The sequence below is a fragment of the Nonomuraea monospora genome (assembly GCF_039531895.1).
Lineage (GTDB): Bacteria > Actinomycetota > Actinomycetes > Streptosporangiales > Streptosporangiaceae > Nonomuraea > Nonomuraea monospora.
In genome coordinates, this window is the sequence record NZ_BAAAQX010000022.1 from 188,230 (window position 1) to 207,151 (window position 18,922).

General features: G+C 73.1%; 16 protein-coding genes. 9 read left to right on the forward strand and 7 right to left on the reverse strand.

Going from position 1 to position 18,922, the window contains the following annotated elements:
- Window positions 1-136 precede the first annotated feature (136 nt).
- Entirely contained in the window at window positions 137-1,459 is a 1,323-nt protein-coding gene (locus ABD331_RS36010; RefSeq protein ID WP_344485105.1) for a cellulose binding domain-containing protein, read from the reverse strand.
- Between the two features lie 338 nt (window positions 1,460-1,797).
- On the opposite strand from ABD331_RS36010, the gene ABD331_RS36015 reads away from it, so the two are divergent.
- Window positions 1,798-2,016: a hypothetical protein gene (locus ABD331_RS36015; RefSeq protein WP_344485108.1), complete on the forward strand. Its 219-nt coding sequence runs from the start codon at window positions 1,798-1,800 to the stop codon at window positions 2,014-2,016.
- Window positions 2,017-2,327: 311 nt separating this feature from the next.
- Complete coding sequence (locus tag ABD331_RS36020) at window positions 2,328-3,986, forward strand: tetratricopeptide repeat protein (RefSeq protein WP_344485111.1); 1,659 nt, start codon at window positions 2,328-2,330, stop codon at window positions 3,984-3,986.
- Window positions 3,987-4,014: 28 nt separating this feature from the next.
- Here the strand turns inward: ABD331_RS36020 and ABD331_RS36025 are convergent, their stop codons facing one another.
- Window positions 4,015-5,226: an FAD-dependent monooxygenase gene (locus ABD331_RS36025; RefSeq protein WP_344485114.1), complete on the reverse strand. Its 1,212-nt coding sequence runs from the start codon at window positions 5,224-5,226 to the stop codon at window positions 4,015-4,017.
- 120 nt (window positions 5,227-5,346) lie between these two features.
- Here ABD331_RS36025 and ABD331_RS36030 point away from each other — a divergent pair, with 120 nt between their 5' ends.
- Window positions 5,347-6,120, forward strand: coding sequence for a methyltransferase domain-containing protein (locus tag ABD331_RS36030; protein WP_344485117.1), 774 nt, complete (start codon window positions 5,347-5,349; stop codon window positions 6,118-6,120).
- 171 nt (window positions 6,121-6,291) lie between these two features.
- Here ABD331_RS36030 and ABD331_RS36035 read toward each other — a convergent pair whose 3' ends face one another.
- Window positions 6,292-7,938: an amidohydrolase gene (locus ABD331_RS36035; RefSeq protein ID WP_344485120.1), complete on the reverse strand. Its 1,647-nt coding sequence runs from the start codon at window positions 7,936-7,938 to the stop codon at window positions 6,292-6,294.
- An 8-nt stretch (window positions 7,939-7,946) separates the two neighbouring features.
- Complete coding sequence (locus ABD331_RS36040) at window positions 7,947-9,275, reverse strand: MFS transporter (RefSeq protein WP_344485123.1); 1,329 nt, start codon at window positions 9,273-9,275, stop codon at window positions 7,947-7,949.
- Window positions 9,276-9,382: 107 nt separating this feature from the next.
- On the opposite strand from ABD331_RS36040, the gene ABD331_RS36045 reads away from it, so the two are divergent.
- On the forward strand, window positions 9,383-10,273 hold the full coding sequence (locus ABD331_RS36045) for a LysR family transcriptional regulator (protein ID WP_344485126.1): 891 nt from the start codon (window positions 9,383-9,385) through the stop codon (window positions 10,271-10,273).
- On the opposite strand, the gene ABD331_RS36050 is transcribed toward ABD331_RS36045, so the two are convergent.
- Window positions 10,248-11,741 carry a carboxylesterase/lipase family protein gene (locus ABD331_RS36050; protein ID WP_344485129.1) on the reverse strand — a complete coding sequence of 498 codons (1,494 nt, stop codon included), beginning with the start codon at window positions 11,739-11,741 and terminating at the stop codon, window positions 10,248-10,250. The two genes, ABD331_RS36045 and ABD331_RS36050, sit on opposite strands and share 26 nt — an antisense overlap.
- A 95-nt stretch (window positions 11,742-11,836) precedes the next feature.
- On the opposite strand from ABD331_RS36050, the gene ABD331_RS36055 reads away from it, so the two are divergent.
- The 4 genes from ABD331_RS36055 to ABD331_RS36070 are packed head-to-tail and all read left to right on the forward strand — an operon-like array spanning window position 11,837 to window position 14,204.
- Entirely contained in the window at window positions 11,837-12,277 is a 441-nt protein-coding gene (locus ABD331_RS36055; protein WP_344485132.1) for a MarR family winged helix-turn-helix transcriptional regulator, read from the forward strand.
- A complete protein-coding gene (locus ABD331_RS36060) occupies window positions 12,267-13,727 on the forward strand; it encodes an alpha-amylase family glycosyl hydrolase (protein WP_344485134.1) in 1,461 nt (486 codons plus the stop codon). Before ABD331_RS36055 ends, ABD331_RS36060 begins: the two co-directional genes overlap by 11 nt.
- A 9-nt stretch (window positions 13,728-13,736) precedes the next feature.
- Window positions 13,737-13,931 (forward strand): hypothetical protein, encoded by a 195-nt coding sequence (locus ABD331_RS36065; protein ID WP_148442664.1) that lies wholly within the window; start codon window positions 13,737-13,739, stop codon window positions 13,929-13,931.
- A gap of 3 nt (window positions 13,932-13,934) precedes the next feature.
- The gene (locus ABD331_RS36070) at window positions 13,935-14,204 is read left to right on the forward strand and encodes a hypothetical protein (protein ID WP_344485139.1); all 270 of its coding nucleotides are present in this window, start codon (window positions 13,935-13,937) and stop codon (window positions 14,202-14,204) included.
- A gap of 10 nt (window positions 14,205-14,214) precedes the next feature.
- On the opposite strand, the gene ABD331_RS36075 is transcribed toward ABD331_RS36070, so the two are convergent.
- Window positions 14,215-14,565, reverse strand: a complete 351-nt coding sequence (locus tag ABD331_RS36075; RefSeq protein WP_344485141.1) for a hypothetical protein — start codon at window positions 14,563-14,565, stop codon at window positions 14,215-14,217.
- Window positions 14,566-14,786: 221 nt separating this feature from the next.
- On the opposite strand from ABD331_RS36075, the gene ABD331_RS36080 reads away from it, so the two are divergent.
- Entirely contained in the window at window positions 14,787-17,681 is a 2,895-nt protein-coding gene (locus tag ABD331_RS36080; RefSeq protein ID WP_344485143.1) for a DUF7824 domain-containing protein, read from the forward strand.
- Between the two features lie 6 nt (window positions 17,682-17,687).
- Here ABD331_RS36080 and ABD331_RS36085 read toward each other — a convergent pair.
- Window positions 17,688-18,922: sensor histidine kinase (locus ABD331_RS36085; protein ID WP_344485145.1), on the reverse strand; the 1,235-nt coding region annotated here is incomplete at its 5' end.

Sequence of the window (18,922 nt, forward strand, 5' to 3'; positions counted from 1 at the left end):
GACGGCGACATTCGGTGATCGGATCCCGACGGAACGTCATGCATTCAGGAAATGCGTCTTTCCGCTTTCCACCGAACATTATTCGATCGGGAAAGGCGCCGGGCCGCCGCCATTCAGGGGCGGCCCGGCGCGCCGCCTAGAGGGTCACTCTCGTGCAGGGCAGGTTGTTCACTTGGAACTGGGCGGGAATGGGGTTCGACCCGGTGGCGGTCGCCGAGAAGCCGAGGCTCTGGCTGGAGCCCGGGCCGATGTAGGAGTTGTGGCCGGCGTCGCGCGCCGTCACCTGGGTGCCGGTCTGGGTGACCGTGGCGTTCCAGGCGGTCGTGATCTGCTGGTTGCCCGTCCAGGCCCAGGTCACGGCCCAGCCGCTGATGGGGGTGGTGCCGGTGTTCCTGATGACCACGCTGCCGTTGAAGGCGCCGTTCCAGGCGCCGGTGGAGTAGGTGACCTCGCAGGAGGTGCCCATCTTCAGCCCGGCGCGCAGGTGGGTCGCGAAGTTGGCCCAGGTGGGGTTGAGCGTGCCGGTCCGGACGGTCTCCGTGCAGTCGGTGGTGGTGTAGACGGTCTCCGTGCCGAAGTGGGCGGGGTCCATGATCTGGGCCCTCATGTGGTCCGCGCCGGGCACCGAGACGAAGGTGACGTCACCGCACACGGCCTTGATCCGGTTGTAGAGCAGGACGCTCTGCCCGTGCGGCACCAGGAAGTCGGCCTGGCCGTGCAGCACCATCAGCGGCGGGTCGTTGGCGTCCACGTACGTCATCGGGTTGGCCTGCGCCACGGTGGCCGGGCAGGTCTGGATCGGGCAGCCGACCAGGAGCGACTCAGGGGAGGCCGGCGAGTTGTGGTCCAGCCCGCCGGTGGGCAGGTTCTGCGCGTTCATCTGCAGGAAGTCGGTCGGGGAGAAGAAGGCCAGGCCGACCTGCACGGCGCTGGAGACGCCGGTGGTGCCGACGGTGCCCTCCAGCGCCGCGACACCGCCGGACAGGGTGGCCATCTCCGTCAGCCAGCCGCCCGAGGAGTCGCCCATCATCGCGAAGCGATTGGGGTCGAGGTTGTAGGTGGCGGCGTTCGCGCGCAGCCAGCGGATGGCGGCCTTGATGTCGTGCACCTGGGCCGGGAAGATGGCCTGGCTGCTGGGGCGGACGCTGACGCCGGCCACCGCGAAGCCCAGCGGGCCGAAGACCGCCGCGATCTCGTCCGCGGCGGCCTTGCCGTCGTCGCTCGTCCAGGCGGACCCCTTGTGCCAGATCAGCAGCGGGCGGGGCGTGACGCCCGTGGACGGGATGTAGAGGTCCAGCAGATGCCCCCTGCTGCCGGCCGGTTGTGCGGGTGCGTACGAGATGTCGGTGATCACCTGCGCGGCGTGCGCCGGCTGCGGTAAGGCCGCCGACACCCCCACGGCGGCCAGCATGGACATCGCCACGCCGACGATCAGTGCCTTGCAGATTCGAGCTTGCATGGTGCGACTCCGGTTGGTCGGATGGTCGCCGCTGGCCATGGCCCCCGTGCCTTGAGCGTCGCGGCTCACATCGATATGGCGGGGAGACGATATGACACGTAAGTGAGGCTGGTCAAAGGTTTCTTGGTAACGTTCCAACCAACCGGAAACGCGGGATGAAACGCCCGTTTCGGGCGGAAAAGTCGCCACCGAAAAAAATGCGGCTCACGGGAAACGCGGGAGTGAAACTTTCGGGCCGCGGAATGGCTTGCGGGAACCGAGGCGGACATGACAATCTTCCTGGCGCGGGGTGAGTGATAATGTCCAGCGTCATGAACCCCCCAGCAGCAGGAGGACGAATGCGAAAGGCACGCGCTGTTCTCGTCTCGGCCGTCTTGGCCCTCGGAGTGTCCCTGACGATCGGCGCCACGCCGGCCCACGCCGAGCGGCTGGCCGGCGTGTTCAGGGACTACTCGGAGTGCCAGCGGATCGGCAACCAAGGCATCGCGCAGGGCTGGTGGGACTCCTTCCACTGCGAGTGGGAGGGCCGCTACCGCTACTACTTCCTCTACGCGTGACCCCCTTCTCGTGACCCCCTTCTCGTGACCCTGTGAGACGCATGCGCCTCCAGCCCCGGCAGGTGGGCTGGGCGGCGCGTGCGCGCCGTCCGGCCCGCCCGATCCGTGCGACGACTTCCTCCTGATCTTCCGCCACCCCTCCGGACCCGCCCAGGATCGGGTGCTCGGCGCCATGGAACTGTTCGCCTCCGAGGTCATCGCGACGGACCCCGGCTGAGCAGGCTGCGGGCCGGAACTCCCCCGCCGCGCAGTTCGCCTTGCTGTCCGCGGGCGTCCGGGGCTTCGCCGGACCGGGATGTTAGTGTCGCCGTGTGCCTCAACCTCCCGAGCTACTGGCACAGGAGCTCGCCCAGGCGGAGGAGGCGGTGGACGCCTACCGGCGGCTCGTCGCGGACGAACCCGGCCCGCACCTGCCCGGCCTGGGAACGGCGCTGGACCGCTACGCCCTCCTCCTCGGCCTGTCGGGCAGGAGGGGCGACGCCGTCCCGATCGCCGAGGAGGCCGTGGACGTCCTGCGCGCGCTCAGCACCCGCGACCCCGACCCGCCCACCATGAGCCTCGCCTCCGCGCTGACCAACCTCGGCAACCAGCTCGCCGGGACCGGCCAGCACGACCAGGCCCTCCTGTCGCTCCGCGCGGCCGTCACCCTGTCCCGCCGGCACGGCTCCGGCCTCCAGCTCGCCTCCGCCCTGGAGCACCTCGGCATCGAGCTGGGCGACACGGGCCGCGCCATCGAGGCGCTCGAAGCGCTGACCGAGGCGATGGAGCTGCGCCGGCCGCTCATCGAGACGGGCACGACGGAGGACGCCGTCGATCACTGGACCGGGCTGGTGGCGCTCATCCACCAGTTGCACCGGATGGGGCGCGACGAGGACGCCCGGCCGTACGAGGAACTGGCCGCCCAGTACTACCGCCACGTCTCCCAGACCGGGCCCGACTACCTGGCCTTCGTGGACGACCTGCTGCGGGAGCACGGCTACACCGTGACCGAAACCGGCTTCCGCCGCATCTCCGAGACCCGGCCGGACGAGTCGGAACGCGTCGCGGAGACGCAGGCGGACCCGCGGGGCCACGTCTCGGAGGCGCGGGCCGACGAAGGCGACGTCGCGAAGGCGCGGCCCGAGGGGCGCGGCGTCTCGGACGCGCGGGCCGACGAACGCGGCGTCGCGGACGCGCGGGCCGACGAACGCGACGTCGCGGACGCACGGCCTGACGAAAGCGACGTCGCGAAGGCGCGGCCCGAGGAGCGCGATGTCGCGGACACGCAGCCCGACGAACGCGACGTCGCGGAAGCGCAGCCCGACGAGTGCGATGGCTCCGAGGCGCGGGCCGATGAGCTCAATGAGGAGGGATTGCGGCTGATGCGGGAGGGGCGTCTGGAGGCCGCCGCCGCCCGGTTCCGGGAGGCCATCGGCACGGCACAGGCCACCGTCCCGGCACCAGGCGAGCCGACGCGGCGCGAGCCCGGCGACGCGGTGACGGCCTCCGCGCTGCACAACCTCGCCCTGGTCCTGTCCCGGCTCGGCAAGTACGGCGAGGCCGTCGAACCTCTCCAGCGCTCGGCGGACCTCCACCGGATCGCGGCGCGTACGGACGACCGCCGCCGCCCCCACCTCGCCTCCACGCTCAACAACCTCGGCTGGACGCTCCTCGCCCTGCGGCGGTTCGACGACGCCCTCGTCCCGCTGGGGGAGGCGATCGGCCTCTACCGCCTGGCCGGCGGCCCGCCCGCCGCGCTCGCCCGCAGCCTCTACAACCACGGTGTCGCCCTGGGCCACCTGCGCCGCCACGACGAGGCGCTGACGTCGGCGGAGGAGGCCGCCGAGGTGCTCCGCCCGCTGTACGTGCACGCGCCCGACGCCCATCGCGAAGCCTTCCGCGACGCGCTGACGTGGCTGGCCAGGCAGCTCAGGCACCTCGGCCGGACCCGCGAGGCCCGCGCCGCCGACCGCGAGGCCAACCGCCTCTGAGCGACGGCGGCGTAAGGCTGGGGTGGGCTCAGGCGGCGGCGACGTCCACGTTCTTGCTCTGCATGTCCCTGGACATGAGCTTGCCCATCGCCTTGCCGATCCCGGGCGCGCGCATCAGCCGCAGCATCCCCGTCCGCATGAGCTGCTCCCTGCGATCATCCGGGGTGAACAGCCGTCGCATGGACAGGATGGTGTCCTGCTGGTTCTGGATGAACGGCCGCATCTGCGCCTCCCAGGCGCGCAGCGCGCCGGGCAGGTCGTCGCCGTGCCGCTGCAGCATGGTGCCGAGCAGTTCGCCGCCGGCGATGCCGCTGGAGGCGCCCATGCCGGAGTACAGGGTGAGGCACCAGGCGGCGTCGCCCATCAGCACGACCCGGCCCCGGTGCCAGCGCGGCATCTTGACCTGGTGCACCGAGTCGAACAGCACTTCAGGCGCCTGTTCGAAGCGCGCCATCAGCTCTTCCAGGAGCGGCCCGGCAGGCTGCGGGCCGAAGGCGGCGCGGATGGACTCGATCGGCGGGCGGCTGAACTCGGCGTCGATGTCGCTCGTGCGGTAGGAGAACAGCAGGCCGGGCGCGTGGTCGGAGAACGGGAACGTCCACACCGAGCGGCCCGGCTCGGCGAGCACCAGCCCCTCGTTCTGCGCGAAGCCCTCGACCGGCCTGTCCAGCACGGTGGCGCCGATCATGTAGTTGAGCGGGTGCAGGAACTCCTCGGGGCCGAAGGCCAGCCGGCGCACCGTGGAGCGCATCCCGTCGGCGCCCACGACCAGGTCGAACCGCTCGGTGACGGTGGTGCCCGCCGCGCTGTCGTGCAGGGTGACCTCCGCCCCGTCCGCGTCCTGGGCGAGGTGGGTGGGCACCGTGGAGTAGCGGACCTCCACGTCGTCCGGCAGCGCGGAGAACAGTCCGCGCTCCACGTCGCCGCGCAGGAGCTGGCGGGGTGCGCCGGGCAGGGTGGCGGGGCTCATGCCGGGACGGCGGCGGCCTGCCCGGTCGACCTCGTACGACGTCAGGCCGGTGTTGCTGCGGTCGCCGATCGCGTCCAGCACCCCCAGCCGCCCGGCGCTGGCGACGCCGGTGCCGAACAGCATGATGAAGTACCCGTTCGAACGGCGGCCGGCCGCCCGCTCCACCAGCACCGGCTCCCAGCCGATCTGGCGCAGCCGCAGCGCGGTGGCGATGCCCGCGATGCCCAGCCCGACCACCAGCGCCCTGCCGCCCCTGCCCGTGTCTGCCATGACGACTCCCTCTCTCAGGTTCGCCCACCAGCCTACGAGACATTCTGACCAAATGGGTTCGATTGGTCAGTTCGAGGTGCGCTTGACTTCAAGCCGACTTGAAGGAGCAGCATCCCCGGTGTGACGAAGAACCAGACCACGGGCCGTACCAGCGCGGACACCTACGCCCTCATCGCCCTGCTCGACCTCGCCGACAACCTGCCCGGCGCGGGCGAGTTGCGCGCGCGTTCCTACGAGCTGCTCGGCCTCGCGCCGGGGGCGGCGGTGGTGGACGTCGGGTGCGGGTCGGGGCGGGCGGCGGCGGAGCTGGCCGAACGGGGTGCGCGGGCGTTCGGGATCGACCCCGACGAACGGATGATCGGCGTGGCGGGCGGGCGCTGGCCCGGCGCGGACTTCCGGGTGGCGACCGCCGACGCGCTGCCCTTCGACGACGGTGAGCTGCTCGGCTACCGGGCCGACAAGGTGTTTCACGTGCTGGCCGACCCCGCGCGGGCGGTCGAGGAGGCCCGGCGGGTGCTCGCGCCCGGCGGGCGCATCGTGCTGGTCGGGCAGGACTGGGACACCATCGTCATCGACTCCGGCGACGCCGCGCTCACCCGGGCCATCGTGCACGCCCGGGCCGATCTGGTCGCCTCCCCGCGTGTCGTGCGGCGCAGCCGTAACCTGCTTCTCGACGCGGGCTTCGGGGACGTCACCGTCGAGGTGCACACCTGGGTGTCCACGGACGCGACGATGGTGCCCGTGCTGGCCGACCTCGCGGGGAAGGCTCGGGCGGCCGGGGCGATCAGCGACGCGCAGGCCGAAGGGTGGCTCGCCGAGCAGCGGGAACGGGGGCGGCTCGGGCGGCTGTTCCTGGCGCTGCCGATGTTCGTGACGGCGGCCACCCGCCGATGAACGGGCACGCGCCCGCCTCGCGCAGGTGAACGGGCATGTGCCCGCCTCGCGCAGGTGAACGGGCATGTGCCCGCCTCACGCAGGTGAAGGGGGATGCGCTCGCGTCGGCCAGACGGGCGCGCCCCGCCGGTCGGGCAGTGGGCGCTGCCGCCACGCAGCGCGCCCGGCCGGTCAGGTGAGTGCGCCGCCGTCGTAGACGACCTCGCCGCCGATGACGGTGGCCCCCACCGACAGGCTGGCGATGCGGTCGGGCGCGACCGCGAGCAGGTCGTCCGACAGCACGGCGAAGTCGGCCAGCATGCCGCGCGCCAACGTCCCCTTACGATCCTCGGCGTGCTCGGCGTACGCGGAGCCGACCGTGTAGGCCCGCAACGCCTGCTCGGCGGTGAGCGCCTCACCGGGAGCGAGCGGCGCACCGGAGGCGGTCCGCCGGTTGACCATGTCGTGGATGTTCAGCAGCGGGCTCCCGTGCGCCACGGGCGCGTCGCTGCTGCCCGGCAGGACAGCTCCGGCGTCCAGCAGGCTCCGCATCCGGTAGCAGCGCGAAGCCCTCTCGGGCCCGAGCGCCGCGATCATCCCGTCGCCGATCTCCGTCAGGAAACGTCCTTGCGGGACGGCGACGGCGCCGAGCCCGGCCAGCCGCTCCACCTGGGCGTCGCTGGCGACGGCGAAGTGCTCGACGCGATGGCGCGGGTCGTGCCGGGGATGGGCGGCCTGGGCTGCGGCGAAGGCGCCGAGTGCGAGGTCGATGGCGGCGTCGCCGATGGCGTGCGCGGCGACCTGCCACCCGCAGCGGTGCGCCTCGACGATCATGTGCCGCAGTTCGTCCGGGTCGAACAGGGGGAAGCCGGAGTTGTCCGGCTCGTCGTGGTAGCCGTTGCACATGTGCGCGGACCGCCCGATGAGCGACCCGTCGGTGGCGACCTTGGTGGCGCCGACCTTCAGCCGGTCGTCGCCGAAACCGCTGCGCAGCCCCAGGTCGAGCCCGAACCACGTGTTGCCGGGCTCGAACGCGCCGAGGTCGTGCAGGACGGTCAGGTACGGCATGACCGTGGCCCTGACCTGCAGCAGGCCGCGCTCGACCGCCACCTGGAAGGCGTGCAGGTCCACCGGCCCGTGCCCGATGTCGTTCACGGCGGCGATGCCCGGCTCGGTGAAGCTGGTCAGCCCTTCCGAGAGGCCGAGGGTGCTGGCGGCGGCGATCCAGGTGACGATCGTCTCGACGGGCGAGGGCCGGAAGACGCCGGTGACGAGGGGCTGGGCGCGTTCCTGGAGCAGGCCGGTGGCCCGGCCGCTCGCGTCGCGTTCGACGTGGCCGCCGTCCGGTTCGGGCACGCCGAGGCGGCCGGGGTAGCCGGCCAGCTCGAACGCGGCGGTGTTGGCGACGCCCATGTGGCAGGAGACGTGTTCGAGCCAGACCGGCCGCCCGCCCGCGACCGCGTCCAGGGCCTCGGCGGTCGGGTGGGCGCCCAGCTTGTTCTGGTCGTAACCCGAGCCGTGGATCCACGCGCCGGGTTCCAGCTCGGCGGCGCGCTTGGCGACGGCCGCGTAGAGCGCGTCCAGGGTGGGGGCGGCCTCGGCGCGCAGGTCCAGCTCCAGGAGCCGCCTGCCGCGCATGCTGAGATGCTGGTGGGCGTCGTTGAATCCGGGCACGGCCGGGGCGCCGCCCAGGTCGTGGACCTGCCGCGCGGTGCAGTGCGCGACCTCCTCGTCCAGCGCGGCGACGCGGCCGGCGAAGACGCCGATCGTGTGCGCCACAGGACGCTGCGGGTCGAGGGTGGTGAAGCGGGCGTTGGTGAAGATGGCGTCGAGTTGCACGGATTGCCTCATCGGTTGCGGACGGGAGCGGACGGCGCGGCGGCGTTCTCACGATCGTGCGCCGTGCGGCGGGCGAGTGCCAGGACACACGCCAGCGTGAGCAGCAGCAGCACCACGTAGTAGGCGACCACGCCCCAGTGGCTGCCGCCGCCCTGGATCAGCAGCCACTGCGCCACCAGCGGCGTCGAGCCGCCGATGATCGTGCTGCAGAGCTGGTAGGCGACGGAGATGCCGGTGTAGCGCACGCGTACGGGAAAGGCCTGCGCCAGGAAGCCGGCCAGCAGCGCGTAGTAGGTGGCGCCGGTGACCACGCCGAGCGCGAGGCCGATCCCGATGAGCGTGCTGTCCCTGGTGGTGATGAGCAGGAACATCGGGACGGCGACGACGATGTTGGCGCCGAGCGCGGCGGCCATCAGCCGCACGGTGCCGGTCCTGCCCGCGAGCAGCGCGGCCAGCGGCTGCCACAGGAACTGCAGGACGGCGACGATCAGCAGGATGTCCAGCATCGTCTGGCGGGGGACGTCCAGGTCGGTGGTCGCCCAGGACAGGACGAAGGTGTTGGTGAAGTAGGCCGCGGAGATGCCCATCGCGCTCGCCCCGACGCCCAGCGCCACCAGCGGCCATGACGTGCGGAACAGCTCCACGAGCGGCACCTTGACGGCCGGGGCCGTCTCGCGCGCCCGGCGGAACTCGGCGGACTCGTGCACCTTGAGCCGGATCACCAGCCCGATCACGACCAGCACCACCGACAGCAGGAACGGCACGCGCCAGCCCCACTCCATGAACGCGCTGTCGGGCAGCCGCCCGACGGCCAGGAACACCAGGGAGGCCAGGATGGATCCGGCGGGCGAGCCCTGCTGGACCCACATGCCCGCGAGGCCGCGCCGCTTCTCCTCCGCGTTCTCCGTGGCCATCAGGACCGCGCCGCCCCACTCTCCGCCCACGGCGAGGCCCTGCACCGCGCGGAGCAGGACGAGCAGCAGCGGCGCCGCGTAGCCGATCGACTCGTACGTCGGCAGCACGCCGATCAGCGTGGTGGCCGAGCCCATCAGGATCAACGTGACGACCAGGACGTTCTTGCGCCCGACGCGGTCACCGAGATGCCCGAAGACGATGCCGCCGAGCGGACGCGCCAGGAAGCCGACCCAGAACGTGGCGAACGCCGCGAGCGTTCCGGCGCCGCTGTCGGACTCGGGGAAGAACAGGGTGCCGAAGACCAGCGCGGAGGCCGTGCCGTAGATGTAAAAGTCGTACCACTCGACCGCCGTGCCGATGAACGAGGCGATGGTGGCCCGTCTGCTCTGGCTCTGACGCGAGACGGGTGCGGCGTCGGACATGCGCGATTCCTTCGGGGAAAGGGGGCCGTGGGGGGATGGTTAAGTCTCCGCGACCTGCCGCGATACAGTCCAGTACTTGTTAAGCCTGATGGTCATGCTCGGGAGGCATGATGGAGCTGCGAGTCCTGCGCTACTTCCTGGCGGTCGTGGACAGCGGGTCGATGACCGCCGCGGCGGCGGAAGTGCGCGTCGCGCAGCCGTCCGTCTCAAGGCAGTTGCGCGACCTGGAGCGGGAGCTGGGCGTGGAGCTGCTGCACCGCACCCGCAGGGGCGTCCACCTCACCGCGGCAGGGCGGCGTTTCCTGCCCGTGGCCCGCGACCTGGTGCTGCGCGCCGCCCGCGGCACCGAGCTGTTGCAGGCGTACGGCAACTGCGCGCCGCTGGACCTGCGGGTCGTCTGCCCCGCCTCGACGATCACCCATCTGGTCGCGCCGTACCTGGCGGAGCGGTCGGCGCCGTTCGCCGACGCCTACGCGGCCGAGCCGGACGAGGTCTACCCGCGTCTGGAGGCGGGCGCCGCCGACCTCGCCATCGGCACCAGCCCTCCCCCGGCCGGGCTCGCGGCGCTACGGCTGGGCCGGCGCCGCATCACCGCCCAGACCCCGCCCGCGCACCCGCTCTCCGCCGGGAGCGGCGACCTCGACCTGTGTGAGCTGGCCGCCCATCCGCTGATACTCAGCGGGCGGCGCAGCGCGGTCCGCCGGGCCGTGGACGCCGCGCTGCACGAGCACGGCCTGCACATCGACCTCGCCGGCGAAACCCGTTCCGAGGCGATGGCGCAGGCGCTCGCGGCGGCCGGGCGCGGCGCGTGCGTCGTCCTGGACACCCCGCAGTTCGGGCTGCGCGCCCGCGCGGTCGCCGCCGGCGGGGCGCCGCTCACCATCACTTTGTACGCCGCCTGGGACGCCGACCACTACGCCCGCGACGAGATCACCGCGGTCGTGAGCGACATGTCGCGGTGGCTCGAACCGCTCATCCTGGAGAACGGGAACCCCTGAGCGGCTCGAAGGCGTGCCCGGCCCACAACCGGCGGGAGCCCTCCTCCGGGTACGCCGCCGTGGCGGGCTCGTCTCCGATGACCCAGGTCAGCCCGTGCTCCGGCTCGTACACCGGCCAGCCCGGATCGCCGATCGCGGCGAACGCGGTCCACGCCGCGCGCACCCGGGCCGACAGCTCGGCGGCGGCCGGCGGCGGCTCCTGCCCGATGAGCAGCCCTGCCGCCCCGGCGGTCAGGTTGCCGAACGTCAGCGGCAGCCCCAGCCCGTGGCAGGCGCCGAGCAGCTCGCCGCCCATGCCGGGCGCGGGCCAGGTCAGCTCGTACAGGTACGCCCTGCCGTGCGCCTCGGCCAGCCGCACCGACGGCATCCGGAACATCCAGTCGGAGTGGACCAGCTCGTACAGCCCCTCCTCCCCCACCCCGGGGTGGGCGGCCCGGTAGGCGTCCGGGTCGGGGGCCAGCTCGCGCAGCGCGGTGGCCGCCTGCTCGGCGGTGACCTGGCCCAGCTCGCCCTTGATGGCCATGAACAGCCGGTACTCGTCGCGGGTGTGCCCCACGACCAGGTCCACGTCCCGCGCGGCCCCGCCGGACAGCGCCTGCCACGGGGTCTCGGGGAGCACCTCGCCGTCCACGACCGGCGCGAACGGCGTCTGCACGTACGCGGCCCGTCCCCACTCAGGACGTCCGCCCATCTTGTCCGCCACCGTGTCCCCGGCGTCGAGCAGCAGCTCGGGCGACAGCCCCGCCAGGTCGCCCGCGACCGGGGGCAGGCCCAGCTCGGCGGCCACGGCGGCGCCTATCTCGGCGGCGAGGCCGGCGGAGAAGAACAGTGCCGGGACGCTCTGCGCGATCGCCCCGCGGAACAGGCCCGCCGCCGCCGGCATCGCCATCAGCGCCGCGATGCTGCCCGCGCCCGCGGACTCGCCGAAGACGGTGACCCGGTCCGGGTCGCCGCCGAAGGCCGCGATGTTGTCGCGCACCCAGCGCAGGGCGGCCACCTGGTCCAGCAACCCGCGGTTGGGCGGCGCTCCGTGGAAGTGCCCGAAGCCCTCGGCGGAGACGCGGTAGTTGAAGGTGACGACGACGACGCCGTCGTGGGCGAGGACGCGGCCGTCGAAGAGCGGGTCGCCGGAGCGTCCGTACATGTAGCCGCCGCCCTGGATCCACACCATCACCGGGAGCCGCGCCGCGCCCGGGTCTGCGGACCACACGTTGACGGTCAGCCAGTCGCCGTCGTCGTCGTCCGGGGCGGCGGCGCCCAGCAGCCTGGACTGCGGCGGCGGCGGGCCGAACGCGGCGGCCTCGCGCACCCCGTCCCACGGCTCGGCCGGCGCCGGCGCGGCCAGCCGCAGCGCGCCCACCGGCGGGCGGGCGAACGGCACGCCGCGGAAGACCGCCACGCCGTCCTCCGTCCGGCCGCGCAGCCTTCCCGTGCTCACCCGGACCTCCGCGGATCCGTTGGCGCTCATGGCACGCTCCTCCCCCAGGGGGTGCCATCGTCCCCCGGGGCCTGGACCCGCCGCACCTGGATTTCGTCCATTTAGTAAGTGATAGCGTAGTAAATATGGATCAGGGACCGACTGCGGAGGCGGTCGCGCCGCGGCTGCGCGCCGCCGTGCTGCGGCTCGCCCGCCGCCTGCGCGTGGACCGCGACCGGTCGGCGCTCAGCAACAACAAGATCGCGGTGCTCAGCCACCTCGCCCGCGAAGGCGACAGCTCCCCGTCCAGGATCAGCCGGGACGCCCGCCAGCACCCGCAGTCCCTTACCCGCGTCTTCGCCGAACTAGCCAGGGACGGCCTGATCGAGCGGATCGCCGACCCCGGCGACGGCCGCCGCAGCCGGTTGCGGCTCACCCCTGCGGGGCGGGCCGCGTTCGAGCACGACATGGCGCTGCGCGACCGCTGGCTGACCGCCGCCCTCCACGACTTCAGCCCGGACGAGCTGCGCCTCCTCTCCGACACCGCCCCTCTCCTCGACCGGATCGGAGCAGCCGGTGACGCCTGAGCCGCACCGGCCCGGATCGGAGCGGCCGGAAAGGCCTGAGCCGCGCTGGGCCGGGCACATGATCTGGTGGCGGATCTACCCGCTGGGCTTCGTCGGCGCCTTCCCCGAACCGCCAGCAGGCCCCGCCCGCCCCGGCGAGCACCGCCTGCTGCGGGTGATCGACTGGCTGGACCACGCCGTGACACTCGGCGCCTCGGGCGTCGCGCTCGGCCCGATCTTCGCCTCCAGCAGCCACGGGTACGACACCCTCGACCACTTCGCCATCGACCCGCGCCTCGGCGACGACTCCGACTTCGACCGGCTCGCCGACGCGGCCAAGGAACGGGGCCTGCGGCTCCAGCTCGACGGCGTCTTCAACCACCTCAGCCGCCACCACCCCCTCGTCCAGGACGCGCTGCGGCAGGGCCCCGGCGGCGACGGGGCACGCTGGTTCCGCCAGGTCTCGGACGGGCGGGGGCAGGTCGCGCTCGGCACGTTCGAGGGGCACGACCAGCTCGTCACGCTCGACCACGACGAGCCGGCCGTGCGGGCCTACGTGGTCAAGGTCATGCGGCACTGGCTCGACCGGGGCGCCGACGCGTGGCGTCTCGACGCCGCCTACAGCGTTCCCACCGCATTCTGGGCGGACGTCCTGACGCAGGTGCGGCGCAGCCATCCGGACGCCTGGTTCGAGGCCGAGGTCATCCACGGCGACTACGCCGCGTTCGTCGCGGAGAGCACCGCCGACACCGTCACCCAGTACGAGCTGTGGAAGGCCGTCTGGTCGAGCATCGAGGACGGGAACTTCTTCGAGCTGGACTGGGCGCTGCAGCGGCACAACGCCATGCTCGCCACCTTCGCGCCCGCCACCTTCGTCGGCAACCACGACGTGACCCGCATCGCCAGCCGCATCACCGACCCTCGCCACCTGCCGCACGCCGTCGCCCTCCTCGCGGTGCTCGGCGGCACGCCCACCGTCTACGCGGGCGACGAGTTCGGCTTCCGCGCCGTCAAGGAGGAACGGCTGGGCGGCGACGACGCCATCCGGCCCGAGTTCCCCCCACACCCACCCACCGACCCGCCGCCCTCGCCCTCCAGCACCCCTCACCCGCCCTCCGGTCTGCCGCCTTCGCCCTCCGGCACGCCACACCCGCCGTCCGGCGCGGAGGTCTTTGACCTGTACCGGCGGCTTCTCGGGTTGCGCCGCCGCCACCCGTGGCTGCACCGCGCCCGCAGCCGCGCCCGGGTGTTGCGCAACCGGCAGTACGTCATCACGCTCGAAGCGGACGGTGCCGCGCTCGACCTCGCACTCAACCTCGACGACGTCGAGCTGCCCACCGATCCCGCCGCCGTGGTGCTGGACTGCGACGCCGCCTCACGCGAGCTGCGCGGCGCCGTCGCCCCGCACGGCTGGTCGATCAGCGTCGCCGAGCCCGGTGCGTCAGGTGACGAACAGGGCGTCGTGACGTAACGTCGGCTCATGGATGAGCAGCACGAGGCGATAGAGGCAGCGCTGACGCCCGTCAGGGAGGCCTTCGGCGCCCTCGACGACGGCCTGACGCTCGACGAGCTGCGCGTGGCCGTCCGCAAGCTCCACACCGCGACCGAGCAGGCCGACGACGACCTGCGCGAGATCAAGCTGGCCGGTCAGCCGCGCTTCTCGCCACCGGAATGACCCGTGTCGCGCTACTTCGAGGCTCCGGGCGGCCTGCGCATCCAGCCGGTGGACGTCGTTCCTGGCAACCCGCACTGGATCTTCGTCCGCATGATCGCTCCTGACGTGCGGCCGGGCGAGGTGTGGTACCTGGTGACCCGGCGCGGGGCGGCCGTGGGCAGGTTGCCGGGCTACTACCAGTTGCACGAGCTGACCGACCTGCTGGAGACGCTCGGCCTGAGCCTCGCTGACCTGCGCGAGACGGGCGGCGGCGCGGAAAGCGGCACCGCATGACTTACGAAGCTCACGAGAAGAGCTTCATCGTCTCCTTCGGATCCCCTGACTTGACGCACTGCCCGTGCCCGTTGACCTCGCCGAAGTCCACGACGGTCTCCTGGCAGTCCCAGGCGGACCCGCCCGCTGCGACGGTGAAGGGCACCTGACCGTCGGACGGGCCGACCTGCTGGTGCCAGCCGTGGGCCACCTGCGCGGCGGTGGAGCAGGCGGCGGCCTGGTCCTTGGTGCTGGTGGCGACGATGTCCAGGCCGCCGGAGGAGGTTCCGCAGGAGAATTGCCGCGCGGCGGCGGCCGGAGAGGGTGCGGAGTTCGTCGCGGCGAGTGTGCTTGCCAGGAGCAGGGCGGCGAGCGTGACCATCAGATATCCCCCGATGTTCGGATATGCCGGACGTCTTTAGGATCGCCGCAATGACTGGGGCGGGGAGTCACGGCGGCACGAAGAGCCCGCCAAGGAGTGTTTGCCCCGCACCGGCAAACACTCGCATAAACGTCGGTGCTCGCCAGTAGGCTGCCGCCCATGATCGTTTCTTTACCCGCGCACCCCCTCCCCACCTGCTCCGACAGCGAGGTGGCGGTCGCGTGAACCCGTGGGACGAGGTACGCCGCCGCATCAGCTCCCGGAACGAGGCAGACCTGGCCGAGTACCTGACCGGCCTGAGCGACGCCGACCGGCGGGCCGTGGCCGCACAGGTGCCCGGCCACCTGACCTCCCGGCTGGACGGCACCTCCCGCTGGCAGATCAGGGAACGGCTCGGCGAGCGGGCCACCGGCTACCGGCTCGCCGGAGCCGCGTGCATGAGCGGGGCGGCGCAGGTGGCCGCCTGGTTGAGCAGGCGCGAGCTGCGCGAGGTGCGCGACCCGGCGGCCGATGCCGCGCTGGTCATGTCGGTGCTGCGGCACCGTCCGGAGGCGTGGCGGCGCGACCTGGCCGCGCGGCTGGTGCGGCGGGTGCGGCCACCGGCGGGCCCGGAGTGGATGCGGTTGCAAGATGCGCCCGGGTGGGAGCTGGCCGCCGCCCTGGTGGTCGAGACCGGGATCGAGCCGCCGGAGAGCGACGGGTTCGTGGCCTGCTGGGCGTGGCGGGTGGCGGCGCGGCACCGGCAGAACGGGGGTCGGCCCGTTCTCGGTGACGATCCGCTGCTCGATCGGCTGCTGCCCCGGCTGTTCACGGCCCAGGGCGTGGCCGAGGCGCTGATCGCCGACGAGGAGGGGAGCCGACGGCAGCAACTGGAGGCGACCCGGCTGAGCGGCCGACCGGACGGCTCGGCGCATGACCGGCCGGGCGGCACGGCAAACGACCGGCCGGACGACGGCTGGCCGGTCGGCACGGCAATCAACCGGCCGGACGACGGCTGGCTGAGCGGCACGGCGCGCGACCGGACGGGCGACCGCCCGGACGGCACGGCGCGCGACCGACTGGGCGACCTAGCGGACGACTCGGCGCGCGACCGGACAGGCGGTGGCTTGGCGGCCGGGACGTGCCTGAGCATCATCGGCGAACTGGTGGCGCTGGCCGCGGCGGGGCGGGTGTCGCGTGAGGCGCTGGTCGCCGGTTGCGCGAGCCGGTTCATGGCCGGTGGCGAGGCGGCCGGGACCGCGCCGTTCGTCACGTTGTGGCGGCTCCTGGAGACTTCGGTGGCGGAGATCCCGGTGCTCGACTTCGTGCGCCTGCTCCCGTCAGGAGCCTCGCCGTTCGTGCAGCTCGCCCTGGACGAGCTGCGCCGCGCCGAGGCCGCCGGGGCGCTGGACGACGAGCTGTTCGCGGAGGCGATCGGCGCGCTGGTGTTCCGGCCGGAGAAGAAGTACGTCACGGCGGCCGTGCGGTGGCTCGGGGCGGCGCCCCCGTCCAGAGGCGGAACGGCGGTGGCGGCGCTGGCGCAGGTGCTCGAAGCGGACCTGCCAACGCTGCGCGACCGCGCGGTGCGGCTAGCGGTCAAGCTGGCCCCGCACGCGGACGAGACCGCCAGGGACGCCGTCCGCGAGGCGGCCGCCCGCCTGCCTGAGGAGGCCCGCGAACGCCTGGCCACCGCCTACGGCCCGCTGGCGGACGTGGCGCCGCCGAAGCCGCCGTCCGTCGGGACGCTCACCGCGCCCCCGCTGCCCCGGCTCGCCCCGCCTCTGGCGTCGGCGGCGGAGCTGGCCGCCGAGATGCTCGAGTTGCGCTGGCCGGAGGAGCCTCACCAGTACGAGCGGATCATGGCCGGTCTGGTGGAGCTGAGCCACCGCGACCGGGAGGCCGTCGTGACGCTGCTGGCGCCCCGCTGGCACGGATACTACGGTCACCCCGACAACCCCATGGGCCACGCCTATCCGAGCAACGACCGCACCACCCGCGACCTGCTGCAGCGCTGCGTCCTGGCGCTGGTCTACCCGGATTACAGCCGCCGCCTGACCTCGGCGATGGCCGAACGTCAGGAGGCCTACCAGCAGCGCGAGGTGCTGCCCCAGGAGATCGTCCTGCGTCGCCTGCGGGAGATCATCCACCTGTTCGAGCGGGAGGAGACGATCCCCGTGCTGCTGGCCACCCCGACCGCCGCCACCGGGCACGTCGATCCCGCGACCCTGCTCGACCGCATGGAACGCCTGGGCGACGCCGAGCCGCTCGACGCCGACTTCTGGCAGGCGCTGCTCCGGCTGCCGCGCGAGGTGGACGAGGCTCTGGTCGTACGGGCGGAGAAGCTGCCGACCGAGGCCGGGCGGCGGCTGGCCCGCTGGCTGCGCGACGGCAACCTGCCCGGCCCAGCGGTGCGAAAGGAGTCAGGCCTGCCCGACCCGGCGGTGCGGAACGAACCAGGCCCGCCCGACCCGGCCGTGCGCAACGAGCCGGGCCTGCCCGGCTGGCTGAGCGAGCTGGGCTCGGTACGGTTCGACAGCGCGCGCTGCTCCTACCCGGAGGAGATCGTGTGGTGGCCGACGATCATGCCGTCCCATCGCAACGTCGTGGCCAAGTATCTCGTGAAGTGCCTGTCGTGGCTCAGCGAGCGCAGCGACGCCCGCGCGGAGGCCGTCGTGACCCTGGCGCACGGCGACGGCCCGGCGGGCCGGGCGACCGCGCTCGCCATCACCGCCTTCCTGGGCCACCCCCGTCCCGCCCAGCGCGCCGCCGCCGCGCAGGCGCTGGCCGTGCTGGCGGTGCGCGGGCAGTTCCCGGCCGGCGACTTCGGCTGGGCGATCGCGAAGCTGATCCAGGACGGCGACCTGTCGCTCAAGCGCATCACCGCCTCCCTCGCCGACCTGGTCGACGACGGGGCACACGCCGAGGTGTGGCAGGCGTTCACGACGGCTTTGCCGCCGCTCCTGCCGAAGGCCGGCGAGAGGCCGCGCGGCGGGCTGGGCGAGTTCCTGACCGTCGCGGTGCGGGCCGCGATCCTGGCGGGGGCGCGGGGGGAGGTTCCCGGGCTGGCGGAGCTGGCCGGGCGCAAGGGGTCCAGCCTGGTGCTTCAGGAGGCGCGCCGGCTGCACGGGACCGTCTGAAAAAACTCACACGGGGATCTGCCAGCGCAGCCGCGTCCCGCCCTCCTCGGGCGACTCCACCTCCGTGGTGCCGCCCAACCGTCCCGCCCGCTCCTCGATGTTGCGCAGGCCGCTGCGGCGGCCTGCCTCTCCCACGCCGACGCCGTCGTCCGAGACGACCAGGGTGAGCCCGCCGCCCGCCACCTCGACGGACACCTCCGCGCGCGTCGCGTGGGAGTGGCGGACCACGTTGGACAGCGCCTCCCGCAACACCGCCACGAGCTGCTCGGCGGCGGGCTCGGTCACCAGCGTGTCGATCTGGCCCTCCATCCGCAGCCCCGGCATGAACCCCAGGTGGCTGCCCGCGCCCTCCACCAGCTCGACGATCTGGCCCCGCAGCCCCGGCGCGACCTCGCCCACCGGCCCCTGCAACGCGAAGATCGACGAGCGGATCTGCCGGATCGTCCCGTCCAGCTCGTCGATCGCGTGCTGCAGCCGCTTCGACGCCTCCGGGTGATCGACCAGCCGCACCGTGCTCATCAGCGTCATCGCGGTCGCGAACAGCCGCTGGATGACGACGTCGTGCAGGTCCTTGGCGATGCGGTCGCGGTCCTCCAGCAGGCCGAGGCGTTCGGCGTCGCGCCGGGCCTCGGCCAGCTCCAGCGCGATGGCCGCCTGACCGGCGAACGCCTGCAGCATGTGCTGGTTCGCGCTGCTGAACGGCAGCCGTCCGCTGCGTTTGGCCAGCGCCAGCACCCCGCGCACGGCCGGGGCGGTGCCCAGCGGGACGAACAGCCCCGGGCCGTAGCCGAGGCGCCGCAGGGGCGAGCCGGGGTAGGGGGCGCTCTTCATGTCGGGGTTGGACCGCGACTCCGCGTGGGTGAAGACCTCGCCGGCGAGGGTGGTCGTCAGGTCGATCGTGGTGCCCAGCATGCCCTCCGCGTCCTCACCCTCGGCCACCTCCACGACCAGCGCCTGCCCGCTCGCGTCGGGCAGCAGCACCTGGACCAGGTCGGCGTCGCTCATCTCTCGGGCGCGGGCGGCCACCACCGACAGCACCTCGCGCGGGTCCGCGCCGGACAGCAGGCTCGTGGTCACCTCGGACGAGGCCTGCAACCACGTCTCGCGGCCACGTGACTCCTCGTAGAGGCGGGCGTTCTCCACGGCGACGCCGGCGGCGGTGGCCAGCGCGATCACGACGGCCTCGTCCTCCTCGTCGAACTCGCCGCCGCCGCGCTTCTCCGTCAGGTACAGGTTGCCGA

What these genes read in the sequence shown, in the direction of transcription:
- ABD331_RS36065 (WP_148442664.1), top strand. Translation starts at nt 13,737, where the DNA reads ATGGATGAGCAGCACGAGGCGATAGAGGCAGCGCTGACGCCCGTCAGG.
- ABD331_RS36015 (WP_344485108.1), top strand. Translation starts at nt 1,798, where the DNA reads ATGCGAAAGGCACGCGCTGTTCTCGTCTCGGCCGTCTTGGCCCTCGGA.
- ABD331_RS36075 (WP_344485141.1), bottom strand. Translation starts at nt 14,565, where the DNA reads ATGGTCACGCTCGCCGCCCTGCTCCTGGCAAGCACACTCGCCGCGACG.
- ABD331_RS36025 (WP_344485114.1), bottom strand. Translation starts at nt 5,226, where the DNA reads ATGGCAGACACGGGCAGGGGCGGCAGGGCGCTGGTGGTCGGGCTGGGC.
- ABD331_RS36050 (WP_344485129.1), bottom strand. Translation starts at nt 11,741, where the DNA reads ATGAGCGCCAACGGATCCGCGGAGGTCCGGGTGAGCACGGGAAGGCTG.
- ABD331_RS36055 (WP_344485132.1), top strand. Translation starts at nt 11,837, where the DNA reads ATGGATCAGGGACCGACTGCGGAGGCGGTCGCGCCGCGGCTGCGCGCC.
- ABD331_RS36010 (WP_344485105.1), bottom strand. Translation starts at nt 1,459, where the DNA reads ATGCAAGCTCGAATCTGCAAGGCACTGATCGTCGGCGTGGCGATGTCC.
- ABD331_RS36045 (WP_344485126.1), top strand. Translation starts at nt 9,383, where the DNA reads ATGATGGAGCTGCGAGTCCTGCGCTACTTCCTGGCGGTCGTGGACAGC.
- ABD331_RS36040 (WP_344485123.1), bottom strand. Translation starts at nt 9,275, where the DNA reads ATGTCCGACGCCGCACCCGTCTCGCGTCAGAGCCAGAGCAGACGGGCC.